The sequence below is a fragment of the Desulfovibrio sp. genome (assembly GCA_016208105.1).
Taxonomy (GTDB): Bacteria; Desulfobacterota; Desulfovibrionia; order Desulfovibrionales; family Desulfovibrionaceae; genus Fundidesulfovibrio.
On record JACQYS010000020.1, the window covers coordinates 167,168 to 191,900 of the forward strand.

Consider the following 24,733-nt stretch of genomic DNA (forward strand, 5'->3'; position numbering starts at 1 on the left):
CACATGAAAGTCGGCGTTTTAAAAGAGATAAAAGTCAAAGAGAACCGCGTTTCCATGACCCCGGCCGGGGTGCTGGCCATGCGTTCGGGCGGGCACGAAGTTCTTGTGGAAAAGGGAGCAGGGGCCGGGGCGGGCTTTCCCGACGACGACTACACCGCTGCCGGGGCGTCGCTGGCCACGGCCGACGAGATCTTCGCCCAATGCGGCATGGTCATGCACGTGAAGGAGCCCCAGCCGTCGGAATTCGGCAAGCTCCGCAAGGACCAGATACTCTTTACCTACCTGCATCTTGCCGCGGACGAAGCCCAGACCAAGGCCCTCATGAAGGCCGGCAACGTAAACATCGCCTACGAGACCATCCAGAAAAAGGACGGCAGCCTGCCGCTGCTCACTCCCATGTCCGAAGTGGCCGGGCGCATGGCCATACAACAGGCGGCCAAATACCTGGAAATCCCCACTGGCGGCATGGGCAAGCTGATGGGCGGAGTCCCCGGGGTGGAGCCGGCAACCGTGGTGGTCATCGGCGGAGGCGTGGTGGGGCTCAATGCCGCCAAGATGGCCTGCGGCTTAGGCGCCCTGGTCTACCTGCTGGATATGAACCTCGACCGCCTGCGCCACCTGAATGACATCATGCCCCCCAACTGCATCACCATGATGAGCGGGGCCTACAACATCCGCAAGCTTCTGCCCCTGGCCGACGTGGTGGTGGGCGCCGTGCTCATCCCGGGTGCAAAGGCTCCCCACCTGATAAGCCGGGACGACTTAAAGCTCATGCGCAAGGGCGCCATCCTGGTGGACGTGGCCATCGACCAGGGAGGCTGCTTCGAGACATCACGGCCCACCACCCACAGCGACCCGGTCTACGAGGTGGACGGTGTGCAGCACTACTGCGTGGCCAACATCCCCGGTGCCGTGGCCATCACCTCCACCTTGGCCCTGACCAATGCCACCCTTCCCTATGCAGTGAAGATCGCCAACATGGGCTGGAAGGACGCCTGCCGCGCCAATGAAGACATCCTGAAGGGACTCAACGTGGTGGACGGCAAGATAACGTACGCCGCGGTGGCCGAAGCCTTCGGGCTGCCCTACACCCCGGCCGATCAGGTGCTGTAGCCGCAACAACAGGGGGAGCCCGCCGTGGAAGAGAAGGACCAGCGCAAGGTCAAGATCGAGGTCAAGAACCTGACCAAGAGGTTCGGCGAGCTCTTGGTCCTCGACGACATCTCCTTTGATGTGGCCGAAGGTGAATTCGTGGCCATCGTCGGCCCGACAGGGTGCGGCAAGACCACGTTTTTGAACGCCCTGTCGCGCCTCATTCCCATCACGAGTGGCCAGATTCTCATAAACGGCGAAGACGCGGACCCCAAACGCCACAACATATCCTTTGTTTTCCAGGAACCCACTTGCATGCCGTGGAGCACGGTGCGCGACAACGTGGCCTTCGGCATGGAAATCAAGGGACTGCCCAGGAATGAGATAGAAAAGCGCCTGGACCGCATCCTCGAAATGGTGGGCCTTACCCAGTGCGCCCATCTGTTCCCCAACCAGGTCTCGGCCAGCATGATGCAGCGCATCGCCGTGTCGCGCGCCTTCGCCGTGGACCCGGATCTTCTGCTTATGGACGAACCTTACGGGCAGCTCGACGTGAAGCTCAGGTTCTACCTTGAGGACGAGCTGGTCAACCTGTGGCGAGACCTCAAGAGCACGGTGCTTTTTATCACCCACAACATTGAAGAGGCAGTCTACGTGGCCGAGCGCATCCTGGTGCTCTCCAACAAGCCCACCACCATCAAGGCGGAGATCAAGGTGGACCTGCCTCGGCCCAGGGACTTCATGGACCCGGAATTCGTGCGGATCCGGCGGCAGGTCACGGACCTGATCCGCTGGTGGTGATCCCCGCGCCCGGCGCGGGATATGCGGCGTAGGAAGTCTAAAGCTCAAGACTCGAAACAACGGCCGACAACGAGGAGGTTCGCGTATGCTTCAAACGAAACGTTGGATGGCAGCCCTCGCAGCCTGTGCGCTCCTACTGGCTCTGTCGATCTCCGCCCAGGCTCAAGGCACGCCCAAAGTTCTCAACACAACCTGGCAGGCCGAACACGAGACCTTCGTCCCGTGGTACGCCAAGCAAAAAGGCTGGGACAAGGCCCAGGGATTCGAATTCAAACTGCACATGTTCGATTCGGGCATGGCCCAGATCGAAGCCCTGCCCGCCAAGCAATGGGTGGTCGGCGGAACCGGCGGCGTGCCCATGATGTTCGGGGCCCTGCGCCAAAACGCCTATCTCATTGGCATCGGCAACGACGAATCCGTGACCAATGCCGTGCTCGTGCGCCCGGACAGCCCCATTTTGAAGGCCAAGGGCGCCAACCCCAAATACCCTGACGTGTTCGGCTCGGCCGAAACCGTGAAGGGCAAGACCATCCTGTGCACCACCATCTCCTCGGGCCACTACGCCATGAGCCTGTGGCTCAAGGCTTTGGGCCTCACCGACAAGGACGTGGTGATAAAGAACATGGACCCGGCCCAGTGCGTGGCCGCATTTGAGAAGGGCATCGGGGACGCCGTGGTCCTCTGGGCCCCCCAGATGTACAACGGCCTGAAAAAGGGCTGGAAAGTGGCCTCGGACGTGAAGAAGGCCGGCGGGTTCGTGCCCATCGTGCTCATCGGCGACAAGGACTACTGCGACAAGAACCCCGAAGAAGTGGCCAAGTTCTTGAAGGTCTATTTCCAGGGCATCGACCTTCTGCGCAAGGAAGGCGTCAAGCTGGCTCCGGAATACGCCAAGTTCCTCAAGTGGGCCGGCCTCAATATGACCGAGGACGAAGCCAAGATGGACCTGGAGCTGCACCCGGTGTTCACACTGGAAGAACAGCTCAAGATGTTCGACTCTTCCAAGGGCGAAAGCCAGGTGCAGGCCTGGCAGAAGGATCTGGTCAAATTCTTCACCGAACTCGGCAAGCTGAAACCCGCCGAGGGCGAGAAGCTCCAGACCGGCTTCTACATCACCGACAAGTTCCTGAAGATGGTTCCCAACGTAAAATAAACGCGTAAGCCCGCCCGGGAGGCCTTTACAGGAGGGCCTCCCGGGCGATCCAACCCTTGATAGAGGGGGATGCATGACAGCCTACAGGGAGATCAAAGTCCACACGCCGCTGGCTCTGAAGATTCTGCCGGTGGTGAGCGTGGCCGGGTTCTTCGCCGTCTGGGAGTTCGTGGTGCGCACCGGCATGGTGCCGGAAACCATGCTGGCCGCCCCGAGCACTGTGGTGGAGCTGCTCTTTCTGAAGCTGTGGAACGCCGATCCGGATGGCGCGCTGCTGCACGAGCATGCCTGGATAAGCATTCAGGAAGCCTTCAGCGGCTACTTTCTGTCCCTCATGGTCGGGCTGCCTTTGGGATTAGCCATGGGCTGGTTCGTGGCGGCCGAAGGTCTGGCCCGTCCCGTGTTCGAAATCATCCGCCCCATACCTCCCGTGGCCTGGATTCCCCTGACCATCTTCTGGTTCGGCATCGGCCTGCCAGGCAAGATATTCATCATCTGGATAGGCGGATTGGTCCCCTGCGTCATTAACGCCTACGTGGGAGTGAAGATGACCAACCCGACGCTTATCCAGATGGCCAGGACCTACGGGGCAAGCGACTGGCAGATCTTCAAAAGGCTGTGCATCCCCTCGGCCCTGCCCATGGTTTTCGGAGCCCTGCAGATCGCCCTGGCCTGCTGCTGGACCAACCTCGTGGCCGCGGAGCTTCTGGCCGCCGACGCGGGGCTCGGATTCATGATCACCATGGGCCGCAGGCTGGCCCTGCCGGAGATGGTGGTGCTCGGCATGTTCATGGTGGGGCTCACGGGCGCGGTCATCGGAGTGGCCATCGACAGGGTGGAAAAACGGCTCCTGGCCGGGATCAGGAGATAACTCATGTCCAAAAAAACACCACACTGCACCGCAGTAGCCAACGAAACCGTCTCGGGGTGTTCGGACCACGGCCCACTTACCCTGAGGAGGGTGCTCGGCAACCGCTGGTTCCTGTACTGCGTCTCCCTGGTCGCGTTCTTCACCACCTGGGACACGGTGGCCCGCTTCGGAGCTCTCGGCGGCGGTACCAGCGCCCTGGCCACTCCCGTGGAGGTACTCGAACAGCTGGTGTACCTCTGGGACAACGAACTGGCCGAAATGACCCTCTGGGGTCACATCTGGGCCAGCACCCAGCGCGTGCTGGTCGGCTTTTCCATAGCCGCGGCCATCGCCGTGCCCCTGGGCCTGTTCATGGCGCTCAACCGCTACGTGAACGCCCTGGTCAAGCCGCTCTTCGACCTTTTGAAGCCCATGCCGCCCATCTCCTGGATATCCATCTCCATCCTGTGGTTCGGCATCGGAGAGACTTCCAAGGTCTTCATCATCGTCCTGGGAACGTTCGTGCCCTGCCTGCTGAATGCCTACAACGGCGTCCGCCTGGTTGAACCCGAGCTCTACGACGTCATCCGGACCCTGGGCGGCAACCGGCGCGACGAAATCCTGCACGTGTGCTTCCCGGCCTCGTTCCCGGCCATCTTCGCCGGGCTTCAGATTTCGCTCTCCATAGCCTGGACCTGCGTTCTGGCCGCCGAACTGGTCAGCGCCCGGTCCGGGCTCGGGTTCATCATCGTCCAGGGCATGAACCTCTCCCAACCGGCTCTCGTGATGGGCGGCATGGCTGTCATCGCCATGGCGGCCTGGGGCACCACGCTTCTGGTCACCGCCTTGGAGAGAAAGCTGTGCCCGTGGAAACGAAAGGTCGCGGGCCTCTAACCCCTCAGCAAGGACCACGCCGTGGACAATGCCGCCAAGCCTTCCAAGATAAAGATTGAATGCAAGAACGTGTGCAAGACCTTCATCCAGAAGGGCCACCAGGAAGTGCCCGTGCTCGAGGACGTGAGCATCGAGGTCCACGAGAACGAATTCCTGGTGATATTAGGCCCTGGTCAGTGCGGCAAAAGTACGCTCCTGCGCATCATGGCCGGGCTTGAAATCCCCACCTCCGGGACAGTCACCCTGGACGGCAAGGAAGTGACCGGGCCCGGCGCGGACCGTGGCCTGGTGTTTCAGGGGTACATGCTCTTTCCCTGGAAGACGGTGCTCGGAAACGTGGAGATGGGTCCCAAGCTCTGCGGCCTGCCCAAATGCCAGCAGCGCGAGATCGCCCTGCACTACATCAACCTGGTGGGTCTTTCCGGCTTCGAGCAGCACTACCCGCACCAGCTCTCGGGCGGCATGAAGCAGCGGGTGGGCATAGCCCGGTCCTACGCCAACAAGCCCGAAGTCATGCTCCTGGACGAACCCTTCGGACAGCTCGACGCCCAGACGCGGATATTCATGGAGCAGGAGACGGAACGCATCTGGCAGCACGAGAAGCGCACTGTCCTGTTTGTCACCAACAACACCGACGAAGCCCTTTTCCTCGGAGACCGCATCGTGACCATGGAGGGCAAGCTCCCGGGCCGGGTGCAGCGGACATACACCGTCGATCTCCCGAGACCCAGGGACTTAACCGACATGCGATTTCTCGAGATGCGCCGGGAGATCATCGACTCGTCGGTACTCACCCTCTAGATTCCAGACACTCGGAGGTACACCGTGGTTCACGCGTTCAACTCGGTCCGAAGGATCGTTCATGGTTTCGGCAGCATCCAGTCCGTTGGTGAGGAAGCAAAACGCCTGGGCGCTGGCAAGGTCCTGGTGGTCACGGACCCGGGAGTCCAGAAGGCTGGCATTCTGGACATCCTGGCTAGGGCATTGGAGAATGCGGGGCTCAAGACCGACTTCTTCACGGGCGTGGAACCGGACCCCAAGATCGAAGTGGTGGACCTGAGCCTGGCGGCCGCCAGAGAAGCCAAGCCGGACGTGATCATCGGCATGGGTGGCGGGAGTTCCTTAGACATCGCCAAGGCCACGTCCGTGCTCATGACCAACGAAGGCCCCATCGACAAGTATTTTGGCATGGAACTGGTACCCAAACCGGGCCTGCCGCTCCTGCTCATACCGACCACGGCCGGAACCGGCAGCGAAATGACCTCCATCAGCGTTCTGTCCGACACCTTAAACGATGTCAAAAAAGGTATCGTGAGCGAACACATGTTCGCCAAGGTCGTCCTGCTCGATCCGGAACTCACCATCGGCCTGCCTCCGGCTCTCACTGCAACCACGGGCATGGACGCCCTGGTCCACGCCATCGAATCCTTCACGGGCGTACGGGCCACGCCCTTCACGGACCTCTTGAACCGCGAATCCATCGCTCTTGTGGCCGCCAACCTCCGCAAGGCCTTTGCCAACGGGTCGAACAGGGCGGCACGGGAGAACATGCTCTACGCCAGCTGCCTGTCCGGAATGGCCTTTTCCAACACCCAGAACGGGCTCATCCACGCCATCGCCTTGGCCATCGGCGGCAAGTTCCATCTGCCCCACGGATTGCTCACGGCCTTCATCTGCCCATGGGTGATGGAGTTCAACCTGCTGGCCACCCCGGCCAAGTTCATCGAGATTGCCCGGCTTTTCGGCGAGAGCGTCCAGGGCCTGCCCGAAATCCAGGCGGCGCGCTTGAGCGTCAAGGCGGTGAAGTCTCTGTTGGATGATCTGCGCATCCCCTACACATTGAAAAGCTACGGCGTGCCCCGCGAGGCCATCGAAAACATCGCCAAGGCCACTCTTGGAGCGGCGCGGCTTATCGGCAACAACCCGAGGGCCGTGACCGAGAAGGAGGTCGTGGAGCTTCTGAAGGCCAACTACGGCGACTAGAATAGTCGCCGCTGAACGTATGGCTTAGGGTATTGGTTACCCGGTTTCAGCCCCATGGAGAAATCCCAATGGGGCTGAACTCTTTTGGTGGCAGGAGCGTCTGCCGACAACCAACCGCCCTTGTCCGGCATGGCTTTCTGGCTGATGACTTTCGACCAACCCGCTGCTACCCTTGGACATGACATTCAGAATGCTCTCGTCCGGACCTTTCACGTCCGCCTGGACAACGCGGCAAGGGTGCGATGGCCTGGACTGAGAAAGACAGACCCTGGCTGGCAGCCTACTGGCTGGCGGCATTCTGCCTGGCCTGGCTTGTCTTTGACCGGGCCGCCTTCGGCCTCATCGACGACTATTTCTTTTTTGAAGAGTCCCTTGTTCACGGCCACTGGAAAATGCTCTGGGGCGATCCCTCCGGTCGCTTTTATCCGCTGTGCGGCAAGGAATTCTTCATACTCCGGGAATTCGGCATCCTCTCGGCTCCGCTCTTCTACTCCATCCAGGCCTTGAAAGTTCTCGCTGGGGCGTATTTCGCCCTGGGCATACTGCGCCGCGCCGGAGCGTCTCCCCGCATGGCTTTCGTTGTAGCCCTCTTCGTTTTCGGTTCACCGGCGTACATGGTGGCGGTGTCCAGGCTCTTCGTTGCCGAACTTACCCCGTTCACGCTTTTTTTGGCCGCCCTGTGTTTCCTGCCTGACCGGGAACGGGGTCCCGCATGGCGCTTTCCACTCGCCCTGGCCTGCGCCACCATCGCCCTGTTTCACAAGGAACCTGGATTTCTGGCCGTGGGGACCATGGGCGCGGTTCTCTTCCTCATGCCTCGCCGAAGCGCTCCCCCGGACCGGTTCATGGGCACATGCCTCATGGCCAGCGCGACCTTCTTTTTTCTATCGTATATGGCCTTCGGGTACAGCTACATGACGGAGAACGACTACACCGTCGGGCGCACCCTTGGCATGGCCGTCACCGCCGAATTCTTCGCACGAAACGACGCTCCGCTTGTCGCCATGTTCATCATCTGTCTGACGCACTGGTTCCGGCTTCTCAAAGCCCGTACCATCGCACCTTTCGAAACCGCATGTCTGGCCGCGTCCCTGGTTTACGCCGGGGCCTACCTGGGGCTTCGCATCACCTCTCCATGGTATCTCCTGCCAGCCTACGCTTTCATTCTGCCGGTTCTTCCACCCGCCCTGGCCTGGACATCTGAAATTCTCCCGCGCGGCGGCAACGCATTTCGAATTGTGCTCTTCCCGGGTTGTCTCCTTGCTGGTTGCCTCTGGGCGATTGCCGGGTACGGCTTTCTCGATTTCAACAAGGCCGCGGCAAAAGGAGCGGAACAGTTTCTGAACTATCTGAGCGCCAACCGCCCGGAGCCCGGCCAGCCAGCCGCTCCCCTTGTCTTCCCGAGAGAGTCCGGTGAGGCCGAAGTATCCCAGAGCCTCCGGGTTCTTTTGATGGCCAGGGGGCTGGACAAGGCCTTCTCACCGGTCTTTTCCGGGCTCTACGACATATGGCGAACCTTGGATGCTCGGCCGGGATTGGCCGTGCTGACGCCCTACACCCACACAAATCTTGAAGAAATACATCAGCTTGCCTCCTGCCGCGCAAGCCTTCTGGACACCGGCGCTCCGGCTGCGTTTCCCAACGCGCTGGCATCTCTTCTGGGGCTTTCCGCACCAGACGGAACAAGCCGGAAAACACTGATGTCTACAGGAGCATTCAGGGTATTCGCGCAAGCCCCGGCCTCGCCTCAATCATCCGGCACCACCCCCTGCCCCCGTGGCTTCGAGTGGTCGTTTCTGCAAGCAACAACCCCGGTCCGGGGTGTCAAGGTCTGCCCGCTGACCGGCGGATCCCTGCCAATGCGCCTGACCAACGCGTCCGCGGAGAGTTTCATCTTGAATCAGTCGGATCCGGCAGGAATCGTACGCATCGTCCTATTCACCGCCCTGCCGGGAGAGAGCCCGCGCCCGATCGGTTCGCATCCCCTGCCTGAGCGCCTCGCGCCAGGAGAAAGCGTCGATATCCGCCTGGACTTTTCCATTTTCACCCGCCAGCCCGGCATCATCAGTGTGGCCTTGGGCATGGCTGACGGGCAGGATGTCCGTTTCGTCCTGGACAGACCGCTTTTCACCAGCAATTTCCTTCCCCGCTTTGCCCAATGCTGGGCCCCCCAGGAGGACCTGCTGAAAGGTACCCCTTGAGTGTAATGTTTCTGTAATGTAACATTTCTCCTATATCTGACCACACAATGAGCCAGCCATGCCCTTACCCTGTCAACTTTCTCCGCCGAGTACCTGAAACACCATGGGCGTGATGCTGAACAGCGAATACGAGGCCATGTTTTCGGCCGAAGAGTCCCACTGGTGGTACCGGGGACTGCACGACCAAGTGCTGCTGGCTCTGGAAAAGGCTCCAGCCGGAGAAGGTCCCCGGCGAATACTGGATGCGGGATGCGGCACGGGCATGATGCTCGAAATTCTCCATGCCGAACATGCTTTTGGGTTCGACCTCTCCGGCGAAGCCCTGCGTCTTGCGGCGAGGCGCACCCCCGGCCGGTTCGTCCGGGCCACGACCCTGTCCATCCCCTACTTGTCAGGCACTTTCGACGCGGTTCTCAGCCTGGACGTGCTCTCAAACGTCCCCCAGCACGCCGTTCAGGATGTCCTTCATGAACTATTAAGGGTTCTCAAGCCCGGTGGCCGGCTGGTGCTCAACGCCACGGCCTTCCAATGGCTCCACAGCGAACATGACCGGGCCGTGGGAGTGGTTCGCCGCTATACAGCCCCTGAGGTGCGCCGCCTGCTGGAGACTGCGGGTTTCGAGATCGACCGGTGCGGCTATTCCAACTCGATTCTCTTTCTGCCGGCCGCCTGCTACCGGCTGGCCAAGAAAATCCTGCCCGAACGCAAGGGCGATCCCTCCTCGGACCTTTTCGCTCTGCCCAAGCCAGTAAACTCTCTGCTGTTTCGGATACGTTCCCTGGAAAACCGCCTCATCCAACGCCTCGGCGTGAGCATGCCCGCAGGTCTTTCGGTGTTCGCAACAGCCCGCAGGCCCATACCGCCCTCCACATCGCCCCTTCCGAAGCAACCGGGTGAACTCAAGGCGGATTTTTCCTCGCTGGATGTCTCGGTGGTCATACCGGTCTACAACGCCGAAAAGAGCATCGATCCCTTATGCGTCGAGATCATGTCCACCCTCTCCTGCCGCTTACTCCAGATCGTCCTGGTCAACGACGGCAGCCGGGACGCCAGCCACGAGGTCTGTCTGGGGCTTTGCGGGCGGTATCCGGACGTGGTCACCTATCTGAGGCTTTCCAAGAACTTCGGCGAGCACAACGCCGTCATGGCCGGTTTGAAAGCCGCCCGGGGGGACTACACCCTCATCCTAGACGACGATTTCCAGAATCCTCCATCAGAAGCTCCACGCCTGCTCGCCCATTGCGTCGCGGGAGAATTCGACGCCGTATACGGGGCCTTCATCGAAAAAAGGCACTCCTTCTGGCGCAATCTGGGCAGTTGGCTCAACGGGTGCATGTCCCGCCGGCTTCTTGGAAAACCGGAAGGCCTCTACCTCTCCAGCTTCAAATGCTTAAACCGGTTCCTTCGTGAAAAGGTTGTCGAATACACGGGCCCCTGGCCCTATCTGGACGGCTTGATTCTGCGATCCACGGACCGGGTGGGACAGGTCGCGGTGGAACACCATGAGAGAGCGCGGGGAATATCCGGCTATACCCCAGCCAAGCTTTTCTCCCTCTGGCTCACCATGTTCGCCTCTTTCTCTCCCGCCCCGGCGCGGTTTGCTGCCGCCACTGGCTTGATACTTGGCCTTGCGGGCATTGGAACCTTCGCGGTTGGGCTGACCATGTGGTCTACCCCCTGGATGCTGGGGGGGCTGATCTGCCTTTTGGGAGGGGCCATGCTTGCCGGGACGGGACTCGCTGCAGAGTATTCCATACGGGCCCTGATGGAGCTAAACGGCTCTCCCCAATTCGTTGTGAGGGATCGTCACGGAGCCGGGTGCGCTCCTGACGAGGAGAGTTCCAGAGGACCGGAGTCCGGAAAGCTGCCAAAACCTGGGCCGCATACGGTTGCCCAAGCGGGTAAGAAGAAAAAGGCGATGTCCAGCCGGGAGCCACGCCGATGAGCCCCTTGAGCAAAGTCCGCCTGGTGGACATCCCCACCATTTCCGACTCCAGAGGACGGCTGTCCGTGCTGGAACAGGGAGCTGGCGTGCCCTTCGAAATCCGGCGGGTGTTTTTCATGCACCACATGGAAGCCGACAGGGGCGGCCATGCCCATCGGGACACCGAACAGGTGGTTCTGGCCGCGGCCGGATCATTCAGGATCACCCTTACCGACGCCAAGTCCAGCCTCACATATGTTCTGGATGATCCCTCCAGGGGGGTCTACATGCCCCCCATGGTGTACGTGACCCTGACTGACTTCAGCCCCGGTGCGGTCTGTCTGGTGCTGGCCAGCACCATCTACGACATGAGCCGTTCCATCCGCACATACGAGGATTTCCTGAGGGAGATGACCCCATGATCCGTTTTTCGCGACAAGTTGGACCGGAAGCGGCTTTCCTGCGTTCGCACCTGGCCTTGAGCGGCCAATGCCCCAGCGTCGAAGACGCCTATGCCTGGTATCTGGCCCAACGAGACGAAAAGGGGTTCGAAACCCGTGTCATCCCTCTCTCCCAAGTGGACGGCTGGGAGTTTGGCGAATCCCCGCGCATGATGTATCACCGCAGCGGACGCTTTTTTGCCCTGGTGGGCGTCAGGGTGGAAACCACCTTCGGCCCGGTGAAAAGCTGGGACCAGCCCATCATCAATCAGCCCGAGATCGGCATCCTGGGTTTTCTGACCCGCAAGTTTGACGGCATCCCCCATTTCCTGGTGCAGGCCAAACGCGAACCCGGCAATATCAACGTGCTCCAGCTGGCTCCCACGGTGCAGGCCACCTGGAGCAATTATACCCGCGTACACAAAGGCAAGGACACCCCATACCTGGAGTTCTTCACCAGCTCCATGCGCTCCAGGACCCTCCTGGACCATCTTCAGACCGAACAGGGCAGCCGTTTTCTGGGCAAACGCAACCGGAACATGATCGTGGAGACAACCCATGACATCGAGGTCAGAGATCCCTACAAGTGGATGACCCTTGGCCAGATCAAGGCCCTGATGCACGTGGAGAACGTGGTCAACATGGATGCCCGCTCCGTGCTCTCGCTCATTCCCCTGGTGAACCTGGACGGTTGCCTCGATCCCTGCGGACTGGGAAGCTGGTGGGAGGCCTTGGGACAGCGAGGGTTGGCCCTGTGCAGCTCCACTTCCAATACCGGCCAGGAGCACTCCAGCATGGAGGAGATTCTCGCCTGGCTGAACAACCTGAAAACCCGCCACTCCCTGAATATTTCCAGGGTGCCTCTGGACCAGCTGCGGCACTGGACCGCGGACGATACCTCCATCCGCCACGAAACAGGCCAGCACTTCTCGATAATCGGCCTGGACGTTGAGGCCTGCTGCCGGGAAACGCTGCGCTGGTCTCAGCCCATCCTGCACCACCCGAAGCGGGGCTTGCGCGGGTTCCTGCTCAAGACCATAAACGGGGTGCTTCACTTTCTTGTTCGGGCCAGCCTGGAGCCGGGAAGCCACAACGGGGTGGAAGTCGGTCCAACCGTTTCCTGCAGCGACGCCCGGGAACGCCTTGGCGGCAGGCTCGCCCCCAAACTCCTCGAACTCTTCATCGACCCCGCCCCGGAAAATGTCTTCCATCGATGCGTCCAATCCGAAGAGGGTGGCCGGTTCCACCATTTCGAGAACGAGTACATTTTCCTGCACGCCCCTGACGGCATGTCCCACCCGGGTCCGCACTACCGCTGGATGAGCCTTGGTCAACTGCTCAGGCTGGCGCGCCATGCCCACGTGAACATGGAGGCCAGGAACCTGCTCTCCTGCCTGAGCGTCCTGCCTGAAACCGGTACGTGGCCCGACCAGTTGAAATCGGCCTCAAGCAACAGCGTGGCCAGGCTCCGGGCCGTTCCCGGCCGGAGAGATGCCAAGCGTACCAGCGGGCACTCTATGCAAAACGTCCAGGACCAGCTGTCACAGGACGCTGTACTACCTGATGTTTTGGCCAACGCGTCAACCAGGGCACATCGTCTCGCGGTTGGCGATGCAGTGGGCTTTGCTGCCGGCTCGTCACAAACACACGATTCCGGATCTCCCGACAGCCAGGCATGAAACTGCTCGTCCTCGGAGTTTCCGACATTTTCCGGCGCAGGGTGCTCCCTGCCCTGGCTGCGACAGGGGTCTCCTCCCTGGACGTATGCTCCGCGTCGCATGTCCCGTGCGAGGCTCCTGCGGGAGTGCCCATGCGGACGTTCTCAGTCTACGAGGAGGCGCTCGCCCAGAGCGAAGCGCAGGCCGTCTACATCTCCACTTACAACGGCATGCATTCCCGGCTGGTTTTGGACGCTCTGGCCAGCGGCAGACACGTGGCCGTGGACAAACCCGCTTTCCTCAATGCGACGCAAGCCGATACGGCCCTTGATCTGGCCCGGTCACGCGGCTTGGTATTGGCTGAGGTCACGGTCTGGAATGAACATCCCCGGGCCGCAGCCATGAAACGTCTTTTCGAAGCGGTGGGAGGCCCCACCCGGCTTTCAGCGTGTTTTTCCTTCCCTCCCCTGCCCCCAGGCAATTTCCGCATGGACAAGGCCCTGGGCGGCGGCGCGTTCCTGGACCTGGGGCCCTATGCGGTGAGTCCCGGCCGATTCTTCTTCGGGTGCGCGCCGCTGGAAGTATGCTGCCACAGGCTGGGCAGTGCGGACGCCCAAGGGGAGGACTCCGGGGTGGAAACATCTTTCGCCTGTCTCTTCACCTATCCCGGAGGCCGGAGCTTCACGGGAGTATTCGGCTTTGATACGGGCTACGCCAACACCCTTCAGGTTCTGGGCCCCTGCCTGGCTGCCCGCATGGACCGTGCCTTCACCCCCCCGCCGGATCAACACCTGGAGATCGAATATAATGCGCCGCAGGGCTCTGGGCGGGAGAGTTTCGCACCGGCCGACCCCTTCACCCTGTTCTTCTCCCGCTTTTTTGCGGCCATACGAGCGGGAGACGGTTCGCAGTTCGCCCGAGCCCTGCGCGAAGACTCTCAGGTCTTGGCCAGACTGATCGCCGCAGCCAGCATGACGGCTTGATCGAAACCACAGGAGCATCACCATGACCATCCCCGTGTGGGGCTATCTCGACGAGTACGAATCCCTGCGCGAAGAGTTCCTTCAGGCGGTGGACAGTGTCTTTTCTTCGGGAAAGCTGATTCTCGGTCCCAATGTCGAGGCATTTGAGAAAGAGTTCGCCGCCTATTGCGGAACATCACACGGAGTCGGGTTGGACAACGGCACCAATGCCTTGACCCTGGCTCTTCTGGCAGCCGGCCTTAAGCCTGGCGGGGAAGTGGTCACCACGTCCAACACAGCCGTGCCCACCGTGGCTGCCATCGTGAACGCCGGGGGCGTCACCCGCTTTTGCGACATCGATCCCAGGACATATCTGATGGACCCGGCCCGTCTGGAGGCAGCCGTCACCCCGAAAACGGCCGCCATCGTTCCCGTCCACCTGTACGGGCAGATGGTCGACATGGAAGCGGTGAACGCCGTGGCAAAAAAGCACGGACTGCTGGTGGTGGAGGACTGCGCCCAGGCCCATGGCGCAACCAGGCATGGCAACAAGGCGGGTTCGCTCTCCAGCGCGTCCGCCTTCTCCTTCTACCCCACCAAGCTGCTTGGCGCCTACGGCGACGGAGGCATGGCCCTCACCAATGATCCGGGGGTGGAGGCCAAGCTGCGCAGGCTGCGTTTCTACGGCATGGAGAAAACCTATTATTCCCTGGAACAGGGGTACAACTCCCGCCTGGACGAGGTCCATGCGGCCATGCTGCGCATAAAGCTTAAGGGCCTGGACGCCGCCATCGCCCGCCGCAGAAAGATCGCGGCCCGTTACGACGAGGCCCTGGCGGATTCGCCTTATGTTCTGCCTGCCACTGCTCCAGGCAACGAACACGCCTATTACCTCTACGTGGTGCGCCACCAGGAGAGGGACAGGATCATGGAACAGCTGAAGCTCAAGGGGATTCTGCTCAACATAAGCTACCCATGGCCAATCCACACCATGCCGGGCTATGCCCACCTTGGTTACCCCACGGGAGCTCTGCCTCACACCGAGGCCGCGGCAAAATGCATCTTCTCCCTGCCCATGTACCCCGGGCTTACGCCCTCCGAGCAGGAGGAAGTCATCGACGCCCTTCTGCAACTGGCCTGACACGGTTCATCAAAGGACGCTCTTGGGCTTTGGTGAAGCACATCCCGAACAAGCCGCAGCAGGGGAACGAATGCCCCCCCGCATAGCGGCATTGGTGCCTGCTGCGGGACTTTCCTCCCGCATGGACGGGTTCAAGCCGCTCATGCCCCTGCGCGACTCCACCGTGCTCGGCTGGGTGACCCGCACCCTGCGCAAGGCAGGAGTGGAGGACATTCTGGTTGTCGCCGGGCACAATGCCAGCGAGGTTTATGCCGAGGCGGCCAGGCTCTCCATTACGTGCGTGGTCAACCGCGACTTCGAACAGGGTGAGTTCTCCTCGGTGCTGACCGGCATTTCCACGCTGCCAACAGATATCGACGCCGTCCTGGTTTTGCCGGTGGACATCCCCCTGGTGCGCCACCAGACCATTCGCACGCTTGCGGAGAGCTTCGGGGACATGGCAATCGCGTACCCCACATTTCATGGACAGCGCGGACACCCCCTGTTCGTTGCAGCCAAATGCCTGCCCTATGTGTCCTCATGGAACGGCGCAGGCGGGTTGAGCGAGGCCTTGCGGGAGCTTGAAAAGCGTTTAGGCGCGGAAGATATTCCAGTGGCCGACGCGAACATCCTCTTCGATCTCGACACCCCGCAAGACTATCGGGAAGCCCTGCGCCGGGTTCGCCGCCTGAACCGCCCCACGCCTGAGGAGGCACTGGCTCTTCTTGAAATGCACTGCGTCAATGGCCGGGACTTGGCCCATGCGCACGCCGTGGCCCGGATCGCCCTGGCACTGGCCAGCGCCCTAAACGACGCCCGAGGCTGGCCATTGAACATGGATTTGACGCACTCCGCCGCCTTGCTTCACGACATCGCCAAGAGCCGCAAGAACCATGAGGCCCAGGGCGCGCGGATTCTCAATGCCGCCGGTTTCCCGGATGCGGCGAGCATAGTGGAGGCGCACCGCGACGTGAGCATCCCGGACATCGCCCCTATTACCGAGCGCGAGGTGGTCTACCTGGCCAACAAACTGGTGATGGGCGATTGGCCGGTGAACATCCACAAGCGCTTCCAGGAGAAGCTGGACCGCTACGGGAACGACCCAAAGGCATTTTCAGCCATCAGCGGCCGCCGGGACAGGGCGCTGGCGATGCTGGAACGCGTGGAGCGGGAAACGGGAATGCCGCTCAAAGCCATCTTTGAGCGGGCCGGGCTCTACTATCCCCAAATGCAGCAATCCGACCTGTAGGACTTTTGACTACGCCTTTTTCAAAAAGCAGGTCTTCAACACCAGGCCCTTGACCTTGTCGGCATTGCATTCGATCTCGCCTTCGTTGGAGGTGAGGCGGATATTCTTGATGAGCGTTCCCCTCTTGAGGGTCACGGAACTCCCCTTCACCTTCAGGTCTTTGATGAGCGTGACGCTGTCGCCGTTTGAAAGGAGCGTTCCGTTGCTGTCCTTCACTTTCATATCATCCATATCAGTGCTCCTTGCTTTCGAGCTGGGGTTTTGGAAGCTGGCGCCTTGACCGGTCTCACGCCGGCACGACCCATACGAACCAGGGGTTTTCATGTCCAATCAAATGTTTCCCCTCTTTGCGGGACACCTCAAACTTCGAAGGAGGGCCTGGGGACTTCTGTCTTTGGACGCAGTTCCAGCTCCAACCGTCAACTGACAAGGTTCTCTCCATTTCTGCCGCGAGCATCGCCAACCTTTTTCACTTTTCAGATGGCTATTGGCCATATCGGCTACGTTTTGGCGCGGGCATGAGTCCGAGAAAACCGCGCAAGCATGCGAGAAAAAGGAAGCGCCCCGTCTCTTTCGAAACGGGGCGCTGGAGTTGAAGACCTTTTGGTATTGAGGCGGGAACTACTTGTTCCGGCTATGTTTTTTCAGTTCTTACTCTTTAACGAAATCTTGTTCTTGGTGTCTTGCTAACAGGGACTCTCTTATCCGTAGCGCATGATGACGGTCACTCCGTCTGGTTTGCCTGGGCTGACGGGTTTCTCCCGTTGCTTCCGAGGCCTGGTATGGCGCTACTTCTTACGCTGCTCGTCCAAATGACCCAATGGTGTTCCCTCCGCTGAGGTTCAACAAATATCCTTGGACACGAGTTTAAAATAAGTAGTGAATGATTCTTGTCCAGAGCAGGGAGCAAGAAAAAGGGAAGGTATTTGAGCAGTGCATCGGCACTGCGAAAGCGTTGCGCACTGAACAGATCTGCCAGCGTTTACCCTGTCACATAGGGCGCTTAGCTCCTCCCGGAAGTGGAGTCACCCCAGAACGACTGACGTTTCTGACTCAATCGTAGGTTCTGCAGTCTTCGAGCTTTTTTGCCCCTTCAGGGAAGGCCTCGGCCGTGCAGGCCTTCAGTTCCGGGCGTATCTTGCATTTGGACTTGAACGCTTCACGCAGGGCGTCCTCATCGACAGGTGAGGTGCAGTGGTACCGCAGGCAAAGCTTGTCCGTCCCGCCTGGATTGTCCACCACCACCTGCCAGGAGGCGATGCCCGGGAACTGGGCCACGGCCTCAGCCACCTGCGCCAGATAAATGAACTGGCCTTTCACCTTGGCGGTGTCGTCCACCCGGCCCAGAATGCCCGTGAGCTTGGGCGCGGTCCGGCCGCAGGGGCACTTGTCCACGTTCAGAGAGGAAAGATCGCCGGTGGCCAGACGAATAAGCGGATAGTCCTTGCAGAAAGGCGTGAACACCACCTCGCCCACCTCGCCCGGCGGCACGGGAAGCCCGGTCTGCGGGTCGCAGATTTCCAACACGCCCCGGCTGGAAACGTGCATGCCCCCGAGTTCCCGGCATTCGTAGGCCATGGCGCCCACGTCCGCGGAGCCGTACCCCTGGCGGATCACCATGCCAAACATCTCCTCCACTTCCCTGCGCAGCGTTTCGGAAAGACGCTCCGCCGCCACGAACCCCACCCGCAGCTGAAAGTCCCGCTTGGGATCAAGGCCCATTTCCCGCGCTTTTTCACCTATGGAACGCAGATAGCTGGTCATGCCCACAAAGCCCGTGACTGGCAGGTTCCTCATAAGCTCGATCTGGACCGGAGTGTTGCCAGGCCCGGCAGGGATAACGGCGCAGCCAAGCTGGTTCAGAGGTTCTTCGAACATCATCCCGGCCGGTGTGAGGTGGTAGCTGAAGGTCATCTGCACCAGATCGCCGGCGCGAAATCCGGCCGCATGGAAAGCCTCGGTCCAGCCCCAGTAGTCCGGCTCGCGGCTTTCCGGATCGTAGAGCGGGCCAGGGGACTGATAGACATGGCGAAGCCGGCCGAAATCCACGCTCAGAAGGCCACCCAGCCTCTCTCCATTGGCCTGAAGGCCCAGAAGATCCTTTTTCCTAAGCACCGGGATGCGGGAAAAGGCGTCCATTCCGGTAATATCGGCAGGGACAAGCCCGGCACGCTCCATGCGGGAGCAAAAGGCCGGGGCCTTGGCGTAGGCGTGGGCAACAAGCTCCTGGACGCGGGCGAGCAGCCGGGCCTCACGCTGGGCCGGGGGCAGGGTCTCAAAGTCGTGGTAGGGATGCTCCGTGGTCATGGGGCCTCCTGGCCGGATATCCTTATTCCGCACATACTAGCACACTGTAATATAAGGGTTTCCAAAGGGCCATTGGCCCTTCGGCCGCCGGAGGCCTGTTCGCGCCTCCGCTACCCCAGCCAACGCTTGCGTCTGCGGTAGTGTTTGACATCCCGGTAGTCGCGCTTCTGGCCGCCTCGGGAGAGCCCCAGGTAGAACTCCTGAACATCGGGATTGTTCAAAAGCGTCTGGGATTCTCCCTCAAGCACGATGCGTCCGTTTTCCATGATAAAGCCGCTGTGGGCAATGTTCAGGGCCGCCCTTGCGTTCTGCTCCACCAAAAGGATGGTGGCCCCGGATTCTTGGTTTACCCGGGCGATGATCTCGAAAATCTCTTCCACCAAAAGCGGGGCCAGGCCAAGGGACGGCTCGTCCAGCAAAAGGAGCCTCGGTTTGGCCATAAGGGCGCGGCCTATGGCCAGCATCTGCTGCTCGCCGCCGGACATGTAGCCAGCCAGCTGTTTGCGGCGCTCCTTGAGCCGGGGGAAATACCCGTAGACCATCTCCAGGGAATCGGCCTTTTCCGAGCTAGGCCTCGTGTACCCACCGCAGCGAAGGTTGTCCTCCACGGTCATGTCCTGAAAGACCCGCCTCCCCTCCATCACCTGGAAAACCCCGGTCCGGACGATTTTCTCCGGTGATAGCCGGTGGATGGGCGAGCCATCGAAGAGAACCCGCCCATCCGTGATCTTGCCTTCCTCACCGACCAGAAGCCCGGAAATGGCCTTGAGCGTGGTGGATTTACCAGCCCCGTTGGCGCCCAACAGAGCCGTTATCCGCCCGTCAGCGGCCGTGAGCGACAACCCCTTGAGCACAAGGATCACGTCGTTGTACACGACCTCGAGATTCTCAACGCAGAGCAGATCCACCAGGGCCTCCAGACTGTTGCAGCGGGGCAATTCTAAGGGGCGTGCCCCCCTCCACGAACTATTTACCCAGCCATTCCTTCTTGCGCTCCAGGGACTGCTTGGCCAGAAGCTGCAATTTCCCGCCCTTGAAAGCGTAGAGATACACGCTCATGTTGGGACGGTGGTCGTCGGGGAAATAGCTGATGGGAGGGGTGAGCCCCATGGGATCGAAGTCGCGCAGGGTTTCCAGGGCGGCCTTGATCTCCTCGCCGCCAAGCTTGCCCTTGGCCTGGGCGCGCTTGATGCCCTCGGCCATGACCAGCATGCTGGCGAAACCGCGGATGTAGTGGGTCATCTGGGGTTTGCCGTCGGTGAGCTTCTCGATGACCTTCATGCCGGGCACGTCCTGGCCGTAAGTGACGGCCGCCTGGAGCGAGATGACCCCTTCGGCTGCTGGTCCGGCCAGAAGGGCCAGGTTCTCGTCCGCACCCCAGATATTGGTGAAGAACTGGGTCTTGAGCGCCAGTTTCTGGGCATCCTTCAAGATGACGGCCGTGGACTGGGTGGTGCCGCCGATCCAGGTGAAATCCGGGGCCAGCTTGGCCAGGCGCAAGAGCTGGGCGGTGGCGTCCATTGCCTTCAGATCCACGTTTTCCTCGCCCACCAACTCGAAGCCCAATTCTTTTGCGTATTCCTTGGCAGGAGGAATGGAGACCAGCCCGTAGGGCACGTTGGGAAAGATAAGGGCCAACTTGGGAGCCCGGGACTCCTTCCAGTTGTCCTTGAAATACTTGAGAGCGGCGCGGACCTGTGTGGAGTAGTCGGCGGCCACGAAGAAGTTATAGGGTGCTTTTGCCGGATCGGTCAGGTGGGCAGAGTACGATGCAGAGATGGTCGGAATCTTGTCCTTGGAGACGAACTGGGTCAGGGCTTCGGTGTCCTGGGTGCCCCAACCCTGCAGGAAGAGTATCTTGTCCTGGGAGGTGAACTTCTTGTAGGCCGAGAGAGCCTGCTGGGCGTTGTAGGCATAGTCAACCAGGGTGAACTTCAGCTTGGCCGCTCCCAGCAGACCAGCATCGTTTATGTACTTGGCCCCGTCGCGCAGGCCGCTGGCGTAGGGAGTGCTGACGTCGGAGGTGGGGCCGGACAGGTCGGCCAACATGCCGATGCTGATTTCCTGGGCCAGGGCGGCCGGGGCCAGAAGCGCCACCAGGGCCAGGCCACACGCGAGTTGCCTAAGAATGTGTTTCACGGGCGTCGTCCTCCAGTTGGTTAGTGAGCGAAGGGGTAGAGCTTCCAATAGGCCTTGGTCATTCGCCAGCGCTCGGCCAGGCCGTCCGGTTCGAAAATGAGAAAGAGGGTCAGCACCAAGCCGAACACGCCCCCTTTAAGCGCGGCGAGACTCGCCGTGGGATCGCCTCCAAGCACCTGGGCGGCCACCCCGGCCACGGCATTGAGCGCTTCGGGAAGGATGGTAAGGAACACTGCTCCGAACACCGCGCCCAGAACGCTGCCCAGGCCGCCGATGATGATCATGGCCAGATAATTGATGGAAAGCCCGATGTTGAACTGTTCCGGGGTGATGAAGTTGGTGTAGTGGGCCCAAAGGCAGCCGCCCACTCCGGCCAGAAAGGAACTTAAGCCAAAGGCCTGCAGCTTGCCCGCGAACAGGTTCACTCCCACGATCTCCGCGGAGAGATAGTGGTCGCGTATGGCCACGAAGGCCCGGCCTGGGCGGGTGCGGGTGATGTTGGAAACGGCAAGGACGGTCAGGGCGGCCACCACAAGGGTGAGGTAGAACATCTTGAGGTCCGAATCGAACGTGAGGCCAAGGATGCTCGGAGCCATGACCATGAGCCCGTTTGATCCCCCTGTCATGGATTCCCAGCGCAGGAAGACGTATTCCAGTATGAGCTGGGCGGCCAGGCTGGCGATGGCCAGATAAATGCCCTTGAGGCGAAGCGACGGCAGGCCGAAGGCCATGCCCGCCAGTGCGGCCACCGCCCCGGACGCGGGCAGCACCAGGAGAAACGGCACGCCCTTGGCCGCCAGGATGCCCGCCGTATACGCGCCCACTCCGAAGAAGGCCCCGTGTCCGAGCGATATCTGGCCGCACAGGCCGGTGAGGAGATTCAGCGACACCGCCCCGATGACAGCGATGTTTATGAGGCACAGGATGGACACGTAGTAGCTGTTCATTACCAGCGGAGTCACTGTCAGGGCCAGGAGGAACACCGCCAGGCACGCCCGCTGGAAGCCGCTGGGAAACAAGGCCGACTCGGCCCGGTAGGAACAGAAAAACAAACCGCACTTCTGTTGCATTCTAGACCCTCTCGATCTCGTGGGTTCCGAACAGCCCGTGGGGTTTTATCATCAGCACCACCACCAGCACGGCAAAGGCCGCCACGTCCTTGAATCCGTCCAGGCTCAATAGATCCTTGGCCAGGCCGTCGCACACGTTTTCCAGCACACCGATGATGAGTCCGCCCAGGGCGGCGCCGAGCATGCTGTCCAGGCCGCCCAGAATGACCGCCGGGAACACCTTGAGACCCAGGTAGCCCAGCTGGGAGTTGATGCCGTTGATGTTGCCGAGGATCACCCCGCCGATGGCAGACACAACCGCGGCGATGCACCAGGACATGGCGAAGATCCGCTTGATGGATATCCCCATGGAGGCCGCCGCCGCCTGATCAAAGGCAGTTGCCCGCATGGCGATGCCCGTGCGCGAGTACTTGAAGAAGGCCGAAAAAGCGCCAAAGAGGGCCAGCGAGAGGGCGAACGCCACGATGTACACCGGAGCAACCGGAAGGCCGCCTATGGTGACCGGGTCAGCGGGCAGCACCTGGGGAAACACCTTGATCTGGGTTCCCCAGACCAGTTGGACCAGGGATTTGAGAACCGACGACAACCCGATGGTGACCATGACCACGCTTATTATTGGCTGGCCTATGAGGGGCCGAAGGGCCAGGCGTTCCACCGCAAGGCCCAGAAGAAGCGAGAAGCCAAGCGTCAAGAGGAAGGCAGCCGGAAAGGGCAGGCCATATTCCACGGTGAGCGAGAAGCAGACATACGCCCCGAACATGAGCAGTTCACCCTGGGCGAAATTGACCACCTTGGTGGCCTTGTAGATGATCACGAAACCCAGGGCCACCAGGGAATAGATGGAGCCGACAACCAGGCCGGAAATGAAAACTTGCAGATAGTATTCCACGGTTAGAACTCCCCCTCCATGGTCTCAAGCAGGATGGTTCCGCCCATGCGCCTCGTGCGGCCGTCCTGGTATTGGATGGCCACAGTGAGGTCCACGGTCTCCTGGCTGTTGAACAGGGCCTCCACCAAGGGTTGGTAGCGCTCTTCCACAATCTGGCGGCGCACCTTGCGGGTGCGGGTCATCTCCCCGTCGTCAGGGTCGAACTCCTTGAACAGCAACGCGAAACGGCGGACCCGGATATCCGCCGGCAGCACCTGGTTGATCTTGGCCACCTCGTCCTTGATGAGCCCATACACCTCGGGTTTCGCGGCCAGATCCTGGTAGGTGGTGTAGGTGATCTGGCGCCTCTCGGCCCATCTTCCAGTTATCTCGCCGTCGATGCAGATGATGGCCGTCAGGTACTCGCGCCCGCGCCCGAGCACCGAGGCTTCCTTGATGAACGGCGAGAACTTGAGCTTGTTCTCCACGAACTGGGGGGAGAAGCGCGTTCCACCGGCCAGGAGCATCACGTCCTTCAACCGGTCGATGACCACCAGCCGGCCCTCTTCGTCGAAATGTCCGGCATCTCCGGAGCGCAGCCAGCCGTTTCGAAGGGTCTCGGCCGTGGCTTCGTCGTTCTTGTAGTACCCAAGGAATACGGCCGGACTGCGGGAGAGGATCTCGCCCTCGTCGGAGATCACTATCTCCGTTTCCGGTATGGGCCTGCCAACGGAGAGGAAGTCCACCTTGCCGTTCTCGTGGATGCAGGAAATGCCCGCGATTTCCGTCTGGCCGTAAATCTGCTTGAGGTTCACTCCGATGGCGTGGAAGAATTTCATGGTGTCCGGCCCCAAGGCGGCGCCGCCGGTGCTGGCGGAGCGGACACGGGAAAAGCCCAGACGGTCCTTGAGGGCCCGAAACAGCACCGCCCTGGCCAGCATGTAGGCCAGGCCAAGCCAAATCCCGGGCGACTTGCCCGCAAAACGAGCCTCGGCCCAGCGCTCTCCCACCGGCATGAACGTGTTAAAAAGCGTACGTTTGAAGGGAGTGCTCTCCATGATCTTCACCCGCACCCTGGCAGCCAGGTTCTCCCACACGCGGGGCGGGGAAAACAGGATGTGCGGCCCTATCTCGCGGATGTCCTCCTGAACGGTGTCTGGTTCTTCTGGAAAGCTCACGCAAAAGCCGAACAGCAGGGCCGAGGCCACGGCCATCATCTGCTCGCCCATCCAGGCCAGGGGGAGAAAGGAGACGAACTCGTCGTCAGGCCCCTTGGGATCCACGCGCCCGAGATTGGAGGCCATGGACAAGAGGTTTTTGTGGGAGAGCACCGCGAGCTTCGGCCGCCCCGTGGTGCCGGAGGTGGTGGCGACAAGGCAGGGATCGTCAGGGGAAAGAGCCTTTACCCTGTCCTCGAACCCTTGAGTTTTTCCCCGGCCCAGCTCGCACACCGCCTCGAAGGTCGTAAGCCCCTCTTCCCTGTACCCGGCCAGGCCTTTGGGATCGTGATAGACTATGTGGCGAAGATGCTTAAGCTTTGGCCGGATGGAGAGTATCTTGTCCACCTGCTCCTGGTCTTCGGCCACCACCAGTTTGGCTTGCGAGAGTTCGAAAACATAGGTGATCTCGTCGGCCGGAGCGTCCTGATACAGCCCCAGGGCCATGCCTCCCAGGGACTGGATGGCAAGCTCGGCAAAAAACCATTCCGGACGATTGTCCCCAATGAGGATGACGATGTCGCCCCTGCCAAGGCCCAACTCCGCAAGTCCCGCTGCGAACTCGGCGGTGATGTCCAGGTAGCGCTTCCAACTCACCGTCTGCCAGATGCCCAGTTCCTTTTCGCGCAGAGCCGCCTGGTTCGGCCGGGCATTGGCCTTTTCGATACGTGGCTATCCCCTTAACTCCGCATAGGTGACAGGGGTGGCACTGGAGCAGGCCCTCAAGAGGCGGTCGAAGCCCTGCCCAGGCCAGAAACGGCGGTTGAATCGGTAGCAGAATTCATCGAGGTATTTTTGAAGATGC

The 24,733-nt window shown here is 61.0% G+C and carries 21 protein-coding genes; 14 read left to right on the top strand and 7 right to left on the bottom strand.

The annotated features are described in order from the left end of the window. Window positions 1-3: 3 nt before the first annotated feature. The 14 genes from ald (at window position 4) to HY795_12565 (ending at window position 16,327) form a co-directional block, all read left to right on the top strand. Entirely contained in the window at window positions 4-1,113 is a 1,110-nt protein-coding gene (gene ald / locus HY795_12500; protein MBI4806047.1) for an alanine dehydrogenase, read from the top strand. Between the two features lie 24 nt (window positions 1,114-1,137). After that, a complete protein-coding gene (locus HY795_12505) occupies window positions 1,138-1,893 on the top strand; it encodes an ABC transporter ATP-binding protein (GenBank protein ID MBI4806048.1) in 756 nt (251 codons plus the stop codon). 85 nt (window positions 1,894-1,978) lie between these two features. Next, window positions 1,979-3,046: an ABC transporter substrate-binding protein gene (locus HY795_12510; GenBank protein ID MBI4806049.1), complete on the top strand. Its 1,068-nt coding sequence runs from the start codon at window positions 1,979-1,981 to the stop codon at window positions 3,044-3,046. A 73-nt stretch (window positions 3,047-3,119) separates the two neighbouring features. Next, on the top strand, window positions 3,120-3,917 hold the full coding sequence (locus HY795_12515) for an ABC transporter permease (GenBank protein MBI4806050.1): 798 nt from the start codon (window positions 3,120-3,122) through the stop codon (window positions 3,915-3,917). Between the two features lie 3 nt (window positions 3,918-3,920). Next, window positions 3,921-4,790 (top strand): ABC transporter permease, encoded by an 870-nt coding sequence (locus HY795_12520; protein ID MBI4806051.1) that lies wholly within the window; start codon window positions 3,921-3,923, stop codon window positions 4,788-4,790. A 21-nt stretch (window positions 4,791-4,811) separates the two neighbouring features. Continuing rightward, the gene (locus HY795_12525; GenBank protein ID MBI4806052.1) at window positions 4,812-5,591 is read left to right on the top strand and encodes an ABC transporter ATP-binding protein; all 780 of its coding nucleotides are present in this window, start codon (window positions 4,812-4,814) and stop codon (window positions 5,589-5,591) included. 24 nt (window positions 5,592-5,615) lie between these two features. Beyond that, complete coding sequence (locus HY795_12530) at window positions 5,616-6,773, top strand: iron-containing alcohol dehydrogenase (protein ID MBI4806053.1); 1,158 nt, start codon at window positions 5,616-5,618, stop codon at window positions 6,771-6,773. A gap of 242 nt (window positions 6,774-7,015) precedes the next feature. Next, on the top strand, window positions 7,016-8,974 hold the full coding sequence (locus tag HY795_12535; protein MBI4806054.1) for a hypothetical protein: 1,959 nt from the start codon (window positions 7,016-7,018) through the stop codon (window positions 8,972-8,974). 814 nt (window positions 8,975-9,788) lie between these two features. Next, window positions 9,789-10,919: a glycosyltransferase family 2 protein gene (locus HY795_12540; protein MBI4806055.1), complete on the top strand. Its 1,131-nt coding sequence runs from the start codon at window positions 9,789-9,791 to the stop codon at window positions 10,917-10,919. Further along, window positions 10,916-11,320, top strand: coding sequence for an FdtA/QdtA family cupin domain-containing protein (locus HY795_12545; GenBank protein MBI4806056.1), 405 nt, complete (start codon window positions 10,916-10,918; stop codon window positions 11,318-11,320). Before HY795_12540 ends, HY795_12545 begins: the two co-directional genes overlap by 4 nt. After that, window positions 11,317-13,017, top strand: a complete 1,701-nt coding sequence (locus HY795_12550) for an NDP-hexose 2,3-dehydratase family protein (protein ID MBI4806057.1) — start codon at window positions 11,317-11,319, stop codon at window positions 13,015-13,017. The genes HY795_12545 and HY795_12550 overlap by 4 nt, the downstream gene beginning before the upstream one ends. Then, a complete protein-coding gene (locus HY795_12555) occupies window positions 13,014-13,979 on the top strand; it encodes a Gfo/Idh/MocA family oxidoreductase (GenBank protein MBI4806058.1) in 966 nt (321 codons plus the stop codon). The genes HY795_12550 and HY795_12555 overlap by 4 nt, the downstream gene beginning before the upstream one ends. 22 nt (window positions 13,980-14,001) lie before the next feature. Next, on the top strand, window positions 14,002-15,099 hold the full coding sequence (locus HY795_12560) for a DegT/DnrJ/EryC1/StrS family aminotransferase (GenBank protein ID MBI4806059.1): 1,098 nt from the start codon (window positions 14,002-14,004) through the stop codon (window positions 15,097-15,099). Window positions 15,100-15,169: 70 nt separating this feature from the next. Further along, window positions 15,170-16,327 (top strand): NTP transferase domain-containing protein, encoded by a 1,158-nt coding sequence (locus HY795_12565; GenBank protein ID MBI4806060.1) that lies wholly within the window; start codon window positions 15,170-15,172, stop codon window positions 16,325-16,327. Between the two features lie 9 nt (window positions 16,328-16,336). Here the strand turns inward: HY795_12565 and HY795_12570 are convergent, their stop codons facing one another. The 7 genes from HY795_12570 to HY795_12600 form a co-directional block, all read right to left on the bottom strand. Continuing rightward, window positions 16,337-16,549, bottom strand: coding sequence for an alkylphosphonate utilization protein (locus tag HY795_12570; GenBank protein ID MBI4806061.1), 213 nt, complete (start codon window positions 16,547-16,549; stop codon window positions 16,337-16,339). An 831-nt stretch (window positions 16,550-17,380) separates the two neighbouring features. Next, the gene (locus HY795_12575) at window positions 17,381-18,634 is read right to left on the bottom strand and encodes an AMP-binding protein (protein ID MBI4806062.1); all 1,254 of its coding nucleotides are present in this window, start codon (window positions 18,632-18,634) and stop codon (window positions 17,381-17,383) included. 110 nt (window positions 18,635-18,744) lie between these two features. Then, the gene (locus HY795_12580; protein ID MBI4806063.1) at window positions 18,745-19,542 is read right to left on the bottom strand and encodes an ABC transporter ATP-binding protein; all 798 of its coding nucleotides are present in this window, start codon (window positions 19,540-19,542) and stop codon (window positions 18,745-18,747) included. A gap of 58 nt (window positions 19,543-19,600) precedes the next feature. Next, window positions 19,601-20,683: an ABC transporter substrate-binding protein gene (locus HY795_12585; protein ID MBI4806064.1), complete on the bottom strand. Its 1,083-nt coding sequence runs from the start codon at window positions 20,681-20,683 to the stop codon at window positions 19,601-19,603. Window positions 20,684-20,793: 110 nt separating this feature from the next. Beyond that, a complete protein-coding gene (locus HY795_12590; GenBank protein MBI4806065.1) occupies window positions 20,794-21,843 on the bottom strand; it encodes a branched-chain amino acid ABC transporter permease in 1,050 nt (349 codons plus the stop codon). A gap of 1 nt (window position 21,844) precedes the next feature. Continuing rightward, window positions 21,845-22,732, bottom strand: a complete 888-nt coding sequence (locus HY795_12595; GenBank protein MBI4806066.1) for a branched-chain amino acid ABC transporter permease — start codon at window positions 22,730-22,732, stop codon at window positions 21,845-21,847. Window positions 22,733-22,734: 2 nt separating this feature from the next. After that, window positions 22,735-24,594 (bottom strand): AMP-binding protein, encoded by a 1,860-nt coding sequence (locus tag HY795_12600; protein MBI4806067.1) that lies wholly within the window; start codon window positions 24,592-24,594, stop codon window positions 22,735-22,737. Window positions 24,595-24,733: the final 139 nt, after the last annotated feature.